This window comes from Prosthecobacter sp. (assembly GCF_044222565.1).
In the GTDB taxonomy this organism is placed as follows: Bacteria; Verrucomicrobiota; Verrucomicrobiia; order Verrucomicrobiales; family Verrucomicrobiaceae; genus Prosthecobacter.
In genome coordinates this window covers 69,847-82,149 of sequence record NZ_JBGANA010000016.1, presented here as the reverse complement: position 1 = coordinate 82,149, position 12,303 = coordinate 69,847, and the positions used below count along the sequence as shown (strand labels likewise).

The window sequence follows — 12,303 nt, the reverse complement described above, 5'->3', positions numbered from 1 at the left end:
TCCCTCGGCAAGAAGCGCTGTTTTCTGGCCGTACTTTTGCTGTCATATGAAGCCCTCTTTTTCCATCGCCCTCGCCTTTGCTCTGCTCGTACGCAGCGCCATGGCCGCCGCGCCTGCGGACGATGCCAGGATCGCCTTCTTTGAAAAGACCGTCCGCCCCATTCTGGTCAAGCGCTGCTACGAGTGCCACTCCGTGGAGGCAGGCAAGAGCAAGGGCGGCCTCCTCATCGACTCTCGAGACTCCATCCTCAAGGGCGGAGACAGCGGTCCTGCCCTCGTCGCAGGTGATCCCGACAAGAGCCACATCATCGAGTCCGTCCGCTACCAGAACCAAGACCTGCAAATGCCGCCCAAGGGAGCCATGCCTGCCGCGGAAGTGAAGGCGCTGGAAGAATGGATCAAAATGGGGGCGCCAGATCCGCGTGAGGCCGTCATCTCCGGCAAACCCAGCGCGCCACGCATCATCGACCTCAAGGAGGGCGCCAAGCACTGGGCTTTCCGTCCCATCTCGCAGCCCCCCGTGCCCAAGGCTGATGTGGCCAATCCCATCGATGCCTTCATCACCACGAAGCTCGCCGAAAAAGGTCTCACTCTTGCGGCACCTGCGGACAAACGCACACTCATCCGCCGTGCCACCTTTGACCTCACCGGTCTGCCGCCCAGCCCGCAGGAGGTGGATGCCTTTCTCGCAGACAAGTCTCCGGACTCCTTTGCCAAAGTGGTGGATCGGCTGCTCCGCTCGCCGCAATACGGTGAAAAATGGGGCCGCCACTGGCTGGATGTGGCGCGCTACTCAGACTCCAACGGCCTGGATGAAAACATCGCGCTCGGCACTGCCTGGAAATACCGAGACTATGTGGTTCAGGCGATCAACGCAGACAAACCATTCGACCAGTTCCTGACCGAGCAGATCGCCGGCGACCTCCTGGAGGCGAAAGACCTCCCAACGCGCAAAGAACATGTAACCGCCACCGCGTTTCTCAATCTCGGGGCCAAAGTGCTGGCGGAGCCGGACAAGGAGAAGCTGACCATGGACGTCGTGGATGAGCAGATCGACGTCATGGGCCGCGCCTTCATGGGGCTCACGCTCGGCTGCGTGCGCTGCCATGATCACAAGTTTGACCCCATTCCGCAGGACGACTACTACGCGCTGGCCGCCATCTTCAAGAGCACGCAGAGCTTCAGCGTGGACCGCATTGGCGCGCTGAGCACGGCGTATGAGGCGCCCATGGGCTCGCTCGATGATTTCGCGGCGGTCAAATCTTCCGAGCGAATCCTCAAAGATCAGCGCGCGGCCGTTTCCAAGGCCGAAGCCGCAGCGATCGCCGATCTGCGCAAAGAAGTGCGTGAGCATGCAGTGGACTACCTCATGGCCGCCGCCGCGTTGCCAGAGACTCCGGTGATGAGCCAGGTGCAACCGATTGCCAAAGCCCATGGCCTGCGCGCCCACGTGCTGCTGAACTGCCGCGTCTATCTCGCCGCGAATGAGACCCTGCCCTTCTTCAAGCCCTGGCAGGATGCGGTGGAAAAACACGCCGATGTCACCGCACTGCGCGGCTACTATGCCGCCATCTTTGCCGCAGCGGAAAAGATCTCCCCTGCTCCCAAAGCCAAACCCAAGGCAAAAGGAAAAGCAGCAAGCAGCGACTCCGACGAAGGTTCGCTGCTGCATCAGGCCCGAGCTGCCCTGGATGCACCTGCAGGATTTCTGGCGCTGCCTCCGGAACCCATCATCCTCTTTCCGAAGGAGGTGGCTGAAAAGGTCCGCAGCCTGAAGGACACGATGATGGCCACGGAGAGCAATCTCCCCGACCTGCCCACGACGCTCGCCGTTTCCGACGCGCCGAAAATCCTCAAAGAACTGCCCGTGCACATTCGCGGCAGCCACCTTGCGCTTGGCAAACCGGTGGCGCGAGGTGTCATCCAGGTGGTGCAGGCCTCGCTCAACACGAAGCCGCAGTTCCCAGCCAGTCAGAGCGGCCGTCTTGAACTCGCCCGCTGGCTTGCCAGCCCTGAGCATCCGCTCACCTCACGCGTCATTGCCAACCGTGTGTGGTCATGGCATTTCGCGCAGGGCATTGTCTCTTCCACGGACAACTTCGGCCTGCTCGGCCAGAAGCCTTCGCATCCTGAACTGCTGGACTGGCTCGCTCACTGGTTCACCAGCAATGGCTGGAGCCTCAAGGACATGCACCGCCTGATCATGAGCTCGCGCACCTATCAGCAAAGCTCCGAGGTGCCAGCCGCCGCCGCGCTGAGCGATCCTGAAAACCGTCTTCTCAATCACTTCCCGGTGCGCCGCCTCGAAGCGGAGGAAATCCGCGATGCCTTGCTCGATGTGGCAGGCAACCTCGACAGTACCATCGGCGGCAAGACGATCCCTCGTCGCAACCGCGAGTTTGTCTTCAATCACACTTCGAAGGACTTCACCAGCTATGGCAGCACGCGCCGCGCGCTGTACATGCCGATCATCCGCAACAATCTCTACGATCTCTTCCAGCAGTTTGACTATCCGGATCCTTCGACAAGCACCGGCCTGCGAAACAGCACTGTCGTCTCGCCACAGGCACTGCTGCTGATGAACAGCGACCTTGCCGGAGATGCTGCGCGAGCTTTTGCTGCACGCCTTTTCAAAGCCTCACCGGACAAGGAGCAGCGCCTCCGCACCGCGTATCTTCTGGCCTTCGCCAGGGAGGCCACGGCCGGTGAGATCCGCCGTGCTGAAAACTATCTGACTGCCGCGGATGCCGCGCTCAACTCCAGCCAGCAAGACTCCACCAAACGCGAGCAGCAGGCCTGGGCGCTGCTCTGCCAGGCACTCATGATGAGCAACGAATTCATCTACCTGCGCTGAGTCATTTGGAAGGCAACAGGCCAAGGTCCGCGAAAAAGGCGTCCATCCGTTTCAGCGTCTCTGCATAAGAGACCGCGTCTTTGAACATGTAGGTGTGGATGGCATCCTTCGGCGCGACTAGTTCGATACGGTTGCCAGCCCTCTGCATCGCATCCGTGAAGATCTGGGCTCCTTTGAAGGGCGTGGTGGTGTCTCCGGTGCCGTGAAAGAGCAGTGTGGGCGGCAGGCCCGCGCGGACCTGATGTGCTGGAGAAAGCTCCTGCCAGCGCTCGCCGATCTTGGCATTGCCGTAGCCTTCCAGGGATGTGTCGATCACGGGAGAAAAGAGCACGAGCGCATCAGGGTGGCATGAAACGGACAGATCCTCATTGGCGTGATCCACGCCGTCAAACATGGCGGTGGCTGCCGCGAGATGGCCGCCTGCGGAGGCCCCATTCGCTATGATCTTGTGCGGATCGATGCCCAGCTCTGCCGCGTGGGCGCGAACATAGCGCAGGGCGGCACGGGCATCCTTCACGCATTCTAAGACGCTCACGGGTGTCTTCGCTTTGTAGAGCCGGTATTCCACACTGATGGCCACCATGCCTTGCTTTGCGCAGTGATCCGTGAAGGCATACATGGAGCCGGGGGCGCCGCTGGTCCAGCCGCCGCCGTGAATGGCCACAAAGCAGGCGCGTTTGTCACCGGCCTTCATTCCGGCAGGAGTGAAGAGCTCGAGATGCAATTCCCGGTCGCCCACTTTTTTATAGATCACCCGGCGTGTAGGCTTCATTCCCCGGGTCAGTTGTGCGGTGTAAACCGGAGGTTTCGCAGCCGCGGCCAGCTTGCCCAGCTGGGCTTTGGTGGGCAGCTTTTCGAATGAGCTTTCTGGAATCGTGAGATGCAGCACCTGCTGCCAGCGGTGGGGCATGAAGAGGTGCATGAGGCCGTTTTCCGTGAAGGCATCGAGATAGGAGCACTGGGAATTGAAACCGGACACGGCATGCACCGGTGCGACGGCATTGGCACAGACAAAGCGCGGCTCGCTCCAGGTGTGGCCTTCGTCGGTGGAGACGGAGGCCCAGACTTCGCTGCGCATCTTCATGAGTTCGGCTTTGTCGCTGAGTTCGCCATTGCCGGTGACGGGGACTTTGTTGTGGTGAAAGGCCACGAGCGTTTTGCCATCGGAGAGAGGAAAGAGCATGGGCGGTGCGTCGGGATGAACGAGGATGCTCGGCGCGGGCTGCGTCCATGTTTTGCCATCGTCTTTGCTCCAGGCGGTGAAGAGGTGGCCCTGCGGCGTGCGGGACATGAAGAGCACGCGGCCGCCACCGAGACTGAGCGGGCGGCCTTCGTCCATGCGGTTGAAGCCTTCGGCAGTCCAGCCCTTGGGGCGCGCGCCGGGGAGCAGGGCCCAAGTTTTGCCCTGATCTTCGCTGCGCAGCAGGTACTGCTGGGTGGTGAAGGGCTTCACGGACCAGTCGGCAAGATGCGAGCCGAGGAGCCAGGTGCCGGCATCCGTCTCTGTCATGCGCATGACGGACATGCCTTTGAAATCGGGATCGTTCACCGGAGAGATGAGGTTCACTTCGGACCAGGTGTGGCCGTCGTCATCGGAAGTGCGCCAGCCGATGGGTGCATTCTCACGCTGGCCGTTCTCCCAGGTCCATTTGCCAGGAACTGGCTGGGTGCCGAAGGCGTAGATGCGCTGCGTGCCGCGTGGGATCAGCGGAATGAAGCCGTGCTGCCCATACGGGATGTCATAGGCCACGGCGGGCTTGCTCCAGGTTTTACCATGATCTGAGGAACGGCAGGCCATCATGGAATTGATCTTCTCCCCCTTGCTCTTGGCGTAGTGGTCGCCTTCGGGAAACATCAGCAGGAAGTCGCCCTTTGGCGTGAGGGTGGCGCGGGTCTCGAGAATGCGCGTCTGCGTGCGGTGCACCACCTGCCCTTTCATGGCCGAGACCATGAGGAGGCCGGTGTCTTGATCCAGCATGAGCCCCTTCGGCGGAGATTTGGCATTCACATCGATGCCATTGACCGTCACCGTTTCCATGAGAGGCAGCGGCTCCAGCGCATGGAGAGAAGTCGAGGCGAGAAGGAGCAGCGTAAGGGGTCTCATGGCTGAAAACATGCCTCCAAGACGAGCTGCCGGGGGCTTTGTTGCTGGTCAAGCCACCTGACCACTACTTCGGAGCCAGACGTGCGAAGTTCCGGATGATGGCGCGAACGTTGTCGCCGCCGCAGGTGCGGCCTGGCGTGGCGCGCTCACTCCAGTAGGTGGCTGATGACAGAACTTTGTGAGTGGTAAGCACTTTCAAAGCTTCATCGGTGCTCTGAACGGAGGGAGCGAAGCTTTTTGCCATCTTGAGCAGGAGGGAGGCCACCTGGGATCCGTCACAGCTTTGGCCCTTTTGCGCATGGGACAGCCAGTAGTCTCCCGAATCGACGATCTTGTTAGCCACGAGCGCAGCCACATCGGCTTTGAGCTGGTCATTCGGCGGCATGGATGCTGCCGGGGTGGGCACTGTAGCCGTTGGGCGAGCCTTGCCTTCAAGAATCTGTTTCTCAGCCAGCAAGCGCTCGCTCAACATGGGATAGGGAACGTCCTGGACGGTGAGACTTTGATCCACCGCGATGCTGGCAGCAGCCCCTGCGGCGTGTCCCACCATCATGAAAACAGGCTCCATGCGCACGGACCCGTAGGCCGCATGTGAGGCGGAAAGGCAGCTTACAACGAGGAGATTGCTGCATTCCCCTGCCCTGGGACGCAGCGAACGGTAGCTGATGGGGAAGGCGGAGAAGCCGCCCACAAAGAAGCCACGCTCGCGATGCAGCAGACCGGTTTCATCCACATAAAGCGTGACGCCATGGGAATCGAGCGGATAAGAGGCCAAAGCCACGCTGTCTTGCGCATGCGGCCCGCCTTTGGCGTCGTGCTCGGTGACGACGTAGTCGCTGATCATGCGCCGCGCTTCGCGCACGTAGATCTGATGCGGGAAGTGGCCGGTGTCTGCAAACTCATCCTTGGGCAGGCCCCAGCGCTGCATCTCGGCGCGCACTTCTGCGGGGAGGCGTTCATCGTGGCCCAAAAACCAGAGAAGGCCGAGGGTGTAGTCCTTGTGCAGCTGGAACAGCCTATCGCGTGTGGCGTAATCGCCTTCAGGCCAGCCGTAGCTGGCGCCAAACATGTCCGTGCCGAACTCGCTGCCGCTGTTGGAGTCGGTCTTGCGGTTGGGCACGAGTTCAAAGTTGAGACCGAGGTCGCCGCCATTGCCGCGCAGGCCGATGGCGGCGTGCTTTCGCGGGCCGGGCTTCACGTTCTTCATGGTGGCGATGTGACGGGCGAGCAGTTCGTAGTCGAGTGGGTTGTAGGCCGATGGCTTTTCGATGGGCACGCGGTTGTCTTCGATGTCGGTGAGACAGACACGGAAATTGTAGGCCTGCACTCGGTGATCGGCGCTGCCTTTCGGAGCGGGTGGCTTCGGCTCCACCCGCGGCAGCAGGCCGCTTTTAGGATCGCCGGGGACAACGTAGGGGCTGATCTTGGGAAAGGGTGCGGGCGTGAAGGGAAAGGTGCCGTTGAGTGTTTCATTATACTGGGCGTTTGATTCACGCCCCACGATGTACTTCACACCGGCCTTCGCCATGAGATCGCCTTCGTAGCTGGCATCGATAAAGACTTTCGCGGCGAATTCACGCCCGCTCTCCATCCGAATGCTTTTGATTTTCACCCCGTCTTTCACCACACCGTTTTTCAAATCAAGCCGTTCACCGAAGACGACCTGCACGCCTGCCTCGCGGACCATGTCATCGTACACAGCCTTGGCGGCACGCGGTTCAAAGAGGAACTGCGCCTGGATTTCCTCCATGCGCGGACCGTCCACACCCCAGATCTTCGGCAGCCATGAGAGATAGTCTTCGCGCTTCTGAAAGCGCCAGTTTTCGGGCCTGCGGTAGAACTGATACACGCGCTGATAGAACTCGCGCGACAGGCCGCCGATGGTTTCGGTGGAACCATTGTCCGTCATGCCGAGCCCCCCGCTGCTCATGCCGCCGAGGCGCTGGGTGGACTCAATGAGCACGGTTTTCTTGCCAAGTCGTGCGGCTTCGACGGCAGCGATGACGCCACCCGACGTGCCGCCATACACGCAGACATCAGCGGTCGTCAGCTCGGCCGCGAAGGACGGCAGGCAGCAGAGAAAGAGAAGAACGATGGTGGATCTCATGGCTGAGGCACAAGAGGTTTGATGCCGAACTCATGCGCCACGGATATGGCCTTGGCGAGATCGTTCACCAGGGGAAAATTCACACCGGCATTCCACTGGCGGCGCAATCCTTCAGGGGTTTCATCGTGGTAATAGTTCACGCGCACTCCGGCGGCATGGAGCAGCTTGACGGCGTCCAGCGGAACTTCGCCCTTGCCTAGAAGCTGGATGAACTGCGCCTTCATGGCGATGGTCTCCCGAGCATAGGCGATCGATTCATTCTGCCGCTCCATGTTGCAGATGAGAATGTCCGGCACCACTGCACGGGCGGCCTTTGCTGCATCGGCGGTCGCAGCCAGAAACGCCTGGTGTTTGCGTCCAGTTTTGGCAATCACCTTCGCCGTGGCCTCGCCGAGAGCGGCCCCGCCTTTGAGGTGGCAGTTGAGCCAGACGTTATTCGGAAACACCGCCAGCGCCTCTTCAAAGGTGGGGATGCGTGTGCCGGCGAAGCGGGCGTCCATTTTTGCCCCCGCATCCAGCGCCTTGATCTCCGCCAGCGTCAGATCGGACACCTTGCCTTTGCCATCGGTGGTGCGGTCCACGGTGCCGTCATGCATCAGCACAAGCGCCCCGTCCTTGGTAAGCTGCACATCAAACTCGATCATGTGCGCACCGAGGCGCACAGCCTCCAAAAAGGCGGGAACCGTGTTTTCAGGATGCGTGCTCATGGCCCCGCGATGAGCGCATAGGCCCCGCGAGGGCATGGTCACGTCTTCAGCATGACCTTGAGCCAGCGTGGCGAACGTCAGAATGGCGAGGAAGCAGTGGCGGCGATTCATAGATGAAGACCAACGGAGCCCGGCTGCTCATTTCAGTTCGAAAAAAGGCTGCTTCAATGCGATTTCGTCTTTGTGCAGCATGGGTCCCAGGCGGACCGGAATATCCGTCTCGAAAATGTCCGCGCCGAGGCTGAGAAAGCTGCGATAGCCTTCTTCGATCTCCTGGATGTCTGCGACCTCGCCCCGGATGACCTTGAGGTCGAGATGACGCGAGGTGCCGGCCATGCAGCAGGCGCCTTTGCGGTGAATGAAGTCATACAGCGCCACCTCCTGAGGCGGGGTGTGGCCGACGAAGGCGATGACGTTTCTCCAGGGAATGCCGAGGCGGTCAAACTCCTCTGCCTTGGCCACGGTGGGGATCATGACTTCCATCAAGATGTCCGGGTTCAGCTTGTGAACAGCGACGGCATCCTTGAAGCTGGACACGATCAACATGACATAAGCCTCGGCTTTGTGCCGCGTGACGATCTCGGCGCGCTCGATTGGCGTCACGTCTTTCTGATCCAGCACCAGAATTGTCTTTCCACGCGCCCATTCGATCACTTCATCCAGCGTCGGCATCCGGAAGGCGGTTGCCTGGCCTCCGGTGTCTTTGAGGTGCAGCTTCTTCAGCTCCGCGAGGGTGAAATCCGCCAGCTTTCCTGTACCCGTGGTGGTACGCTCAAGAGTGGCATCGTGCAGGACGACGATGGCACCGTCCTTGGTGCGGCGGGGGTCGATCTCCAGCATGGAGAAGGTGTGCTGAAGTGTGTGCTCGAAAGTGGGTATGCAGTTCTCCGGAAAGCCCTTGTCGGGACCGCCACGGTGGGCGCTGACAAAGGGCAGGTGATGTCCTTTGAAGGCGAGCACTGCCTGCAGGTCCTGCGCCGTCTGCGGGTGAATGCGATGGAGTGGCGCGGTTGCCGCATCCTGCGCGTCTGCCATCGCAGATGCGAGCAGCAGTAGTGACGTCAGATAAACGGCGGTTTTCATGGACGCTTGGCAGATTGAGTTTCACCGAGCCAGACCCAGCGCACGCCATCCACGGCAATACGCCCATCCGTATCGGCATTGCGGAGTTCAAGAAAGCTGCCATCGCCAGCCTTGAAATTGAATTCCCCCAACGGCACCCAAATGAATGACGTGGTCTGTTCGCGCTGATTCACGGTGAGCTTCGAACTGCCGTCCGCATGTTTGATGACGACGGGAGTATTGGTGGCCTGGGATTTTGATGGGCGGAATCCCAGGCAGACCTGGTACCGTCCCTCACGTGTCAGTGTGGGTTGGAAATGCGCACGCGCAGGGGCCACCTTGCCACGCACCACCTGATCGCGATGGATGCCGGGACCATGGAAGACATCCGAGTAGCGAAGGGGCAAGCCGGCGATGTAGTCGGGAAAGGTGCCGTTCCAGCGCCCCGCGAGCTCTCCTTCAAAGTCATCGAGTGTGACATCCAGCCGCTCGGCGATGCCCACAGGCACCTCCGCCGTGAGCAGGCGACGACGCCCAGCGACATCCGTGACGAGCAGACTCACGTGATGGACTTTTTCGATCTCAAAGACATGCACAACACGCTCTCCCTCACCTGTGACAGCGCCATTGCCGATGAAGTCCCACTGGATCTGCTTCAGAGCGTCTTTGTTGTGGCCGCTTGGGATGGCTTTGAAGATGACTTTGTCTCCTGGCTTTGGGTGCGCAGGCGTCCAGGTGAGTTTGAGCTGCGGCTGATAGCCCGCATCCAGCACGGCACCTTGCTCCGTGAGCAGGCCGCGCAGCTTTTTCGTGTCCACCATCTGCACAGGCTTTTTGTCGGCCAGCGAAATGCCTGCGGCTGTTCCCGCAGCCTGGCCGAGCATCATATAAACAGGCTCCATGCGCAGCGAGCAATATGCGACGTGAGTGGCAGAAGCGCACACGGGCACGAGCAGATTTTCGACATCGGGCGGCACGAGACTGCGATAGGGGATGTCGTAATTGTTCACCGCCACATGCCGCGTGTGCTCGGGCACCAGCTTGCCATTTTCACGCAGGTACTGCACCACGTGGCAGTCGATGCCATAGCTGCCGGTGGCGATGCCATCGGGCTTCCAACGGTCCTGGGTCAGATCATTTTCGCGCAGCACATAAGCACCCACCATGCGACGCCCCTCGCGCACGTAGAGCTGGAAGGGCCAGTGGCCGCTGTCTGTGAATTCATCTTTCGGCAGGCCCCACGTGCGTGCTTCGTTGCGAAAGGCTTCGGGGAGTTCGGGGTCGTTCTGGAAGTAGTACAGGCGGCTCATGAAGCCGTCGCGGATGCGCGCAGCGATGCGCTCCCGTGTCTCCCAACTGCCCTCTGCGTAGCCTTCACTGTTGCCGGCGAAGTCTCCCCAGTTGGCATCATACTTGGCACCAGGATGCGCTTTGTCGATGGTGGTAAAGAAGCTGCCGAAGCCGGTGGCCTTGCCTTCCTTGATGCGTTTGCCATCCGTCGGGATGAAGGGCGTGGGATCGTAGTGCTCGGGCTTGGGGAAGAGTACGCGATTGGCGGTGTTTGAGGTGATGGAGACGCGGTAGTTGTAGGACTGTGTGCGATGATCTCCCAGGCCGATCTGTTCCTTCGGCCCCATGCTCACTCCGGCAAGCTGCTCGCCGTATTCACCGCGACCTTCACGGCCCACCCGATAGGGCACCTTCGCGCCGGCCATCAGATCCCCCTCGTAGCTGGCATCGATGAAGACATCGCCGGTGAAGGTGCGTGTTGTTTTCGTGGCGAGGTCATCCACAATGAGCGCGGTGACGCGAGTGCCAGCTTTCGAACGATCGGCATCGATCCGCGTGGAATTGTAGCGATGCTTTTTCCAGACCTTGATCCGCGGGTGTTCAGACAGCATTTGCTCAAAGATGAGCTCGGCGACGTGGGGCTCGAAGGTGGCGCCATTGCTTGCGGCCTTGAGTACCTTCGAGTCCGCACCGTATTTGTCGCTGTAGTATTTGACGATGCGCTTGAAAAAATCGTCCGCCAGACCGCCCACGGTGGCGCGATCCCCCATGTCCGTGGCCACCAGGCCGCCGCTGACCATGCCGCCGACGTGGGCATTCATTTCCACCAGCGCCACGTCATGCCCCTGACGCGCCGCGGCGATCGCGGCCATGATTCCCGCCGGTGTCCCCCCATAAACGACGACCTCGCGGTGGATGGCTTCTTCAGCATGGGCGGTGCCTAAGAGCAGGAGGAGAGGGAGGAGACGATGCATCATGGTGGGAGCGCTTTGCCGTTGGTGAGCCATTCCAGATTAAAACGGGCGAAATGCAACTCATCCCAGTAGTGCGTGCTGCCTTTGTCAGCGCGTTCGTAAATGAAGGCGATGGTTTTGTCATCGAGCACGACGATGTCTGAGTATGATCCGGGGTGCGGCCAGATGGTTCTTCCGGCCGTCCAGGTTTCGCCTTCGTCGCGGCTGAGGCGGATAGTCAGATTGTAGCGGCCGTAGGGATGCTCCTTCTGGCGGAAGGGGGAGGCGGGACTGGAGAAGAGAAGAGTTTTTTCATCGTAGCGCTCCACGGGCCCATGGCAGCGGGGCGTGATGAGTTCTTCAAGGCGACGCAGATCTCCCCACGTCACGCCGCCATCTTTGCTGATGGCGGTGAGGTGGCGAAGATTGTCTGGAGAGTCCTCGCTGCTTTCGTTGCGTGAGATCACACGCACATCGCCACTGCATAGTTCGACGAACTGGCACTCGCTGGTGTGGATGCCGATGGTGCCGCCGAGATGCCAGGTGGCGCCGTGATCATCGCTGTAAAAGCAGTGGGCAAAGCTGCGCAGGCGGCCTTTGCCGACATCCTCGCGATGCCGCCCCGGCACGAGGAGGCGGCCAGACTTGAGCTGGATCATGGCATTGCCCGGACCGCAGCCGTAGCGCTGGACCCAGCCTTTCTCCCACTGCACGGCGTGGCTTTTGGGGTTTCCCTTCGGCTCATCCTCTTCGCCCTTTCCCTGGAGTGTCTGCCACTCCGGCTTGATGACTTGATCGTGAATAACGACGGGGCCCTGCCAGGTTAAGCCGTTGTCAGTGCTGGTGAGATGGGCGTATTGCTTTTTGTCCTGCAGGAAGAAGAGCCAGAGCTTTTTGGTATCGCGGTCCAGTCCTACGGTCAGGTCGGTGCACACGTTGTTTTCGTCATCCAGAACGGTGATTTCGTCGCTCCAGGTTTTACCTTTGTCGGAGCTGCGCTTCATCACGATGTCGTGATTACCGATGTCCCCCGGGCCGTCATTGCGCCGCTCGCAGATCACAAGAATGTCGCCATTGGGCGCCTGGATGATGGAGGGGATGCGGTAGTTAGGCTTGTTCTTTGGTGTCAGCGCAAACAGGCGCGTGGTTTCAAACAGCGGCTCCGCGGCATGGAGGCAACTGATCAGGGCGCAGGCTAGTAGGACGGCAAATTTCATGAAGGGCTG

7 protein-coding genes are annotated in these 12,303 nt (G+C 60.5%); 1 reads left to right on the top strand and 6 read right to left on the bottom strand.

All coding sequences use genetic code 11. The features are described from left to right. Window positions 1–46 precede the first annotated feature (46 nt). Window positions 47–2,854, top strand: coding sequence for a PSD1 and planctomycete cytochrome C domain-containing protein (locus tag ACILSR_RS21825; RefSeq protein ID WP_395751918.1), 2,808 nt, complete (start codon window positions 47–49; stop codon window positions 2,852–2,854). A 1-nt stretch (window position 2,855) separates the two neighbouring features. On the opposite strand, the gene ACILSR_RS21820 is transcribed toward ACILSR_RS21825, so the two are convergent. The 6 genes from ACILSR_RS21820 to ACILSR_RS21795 all read right to left on the bottom strand — a co-directional run bounded on the left by ACILSR_RS21820 (window position 2,856) and on the right by ACILSR_RS21795 (window position 12,294). Beyond that, entirely contained in the window at window positions 2,856–4,958 is a 2,103-nt protein-coding gene (locus tag ACILSR_RS21820; protein WP_395751917.1) for an exo-alpha-sialidase, read from the bottom strand. Between the two features lie 64 nt (window positions 4,959–5,022). Continuing rightward, complete coding sequence (locus ACILSR_RS21815) at window positions 5,023–7,065, bottom strand: FAD-dependent oxidoreductase (protein WP_395751916.1); 2,043 nt, start codon at window positions 7,063–7,065, stop codon at window positions 5,023–5,025. Then, window positions 7,062–7,883 (bottom strand): glycerophosphodiester phosphodiesterase, encoded by an 822-nt coding sequence (locus ACILSR_RS21810; protein WP_395751915.1) that lies wholly within the window; start codon window positions 7,881–7,883, stop codon window positions 7,062–7,064. Before ACILSR_RS21810 ends, ACILSR_RS21815 begins: the two co-directional genes overlap by 4 nt. A 27-nt stretch (window positions 7,884–7,910) precedes the next feature. Beyond that, window positions 7,911–8,855 (bottom strand): glycerophosphodiester phosphodiesterase family protein, encoded by a 945-nt coding sequence (locus ACILSR_RS21805; RefSeq protein ID WP_395751914.1) that lies wholly within the window; start codon window positions 8,853–8,855, stop codon window positions 7,911–7,913. Then, window positions 8,852–11,101, bottom strand: a complete 2,250-nt coding sequence (locus tag ACILSR_RS21800) for an FAD-dependent oxidoreductase (RefSeq protein WP_395751913.1) — start codon at window positions 11,099–11,101, stop codon at window positions 8,852–8,854. The genes ACILSR_RS21805 and ACILSR_RS21800 overlap by 4 nt, the downstream gene beginning before the upstream one ends. Beyond that, window positions 11,098–12,294, bottom strand: coding sequence for an exo-alpha-sialidase (locus tag ACILSR_RS21795; protein WP_395751912.1), 1,197 nt, complete (start codon window positions 12,292–12,294; stop codon window positions 11,098–11,100). Before ACILSR_RS21795 ends, ACILSR_RS21800 begins: the two co-directional genes overlap by 4 nt. Window positions 12,295–12,303: the final 9 nt, after the last annotated feature.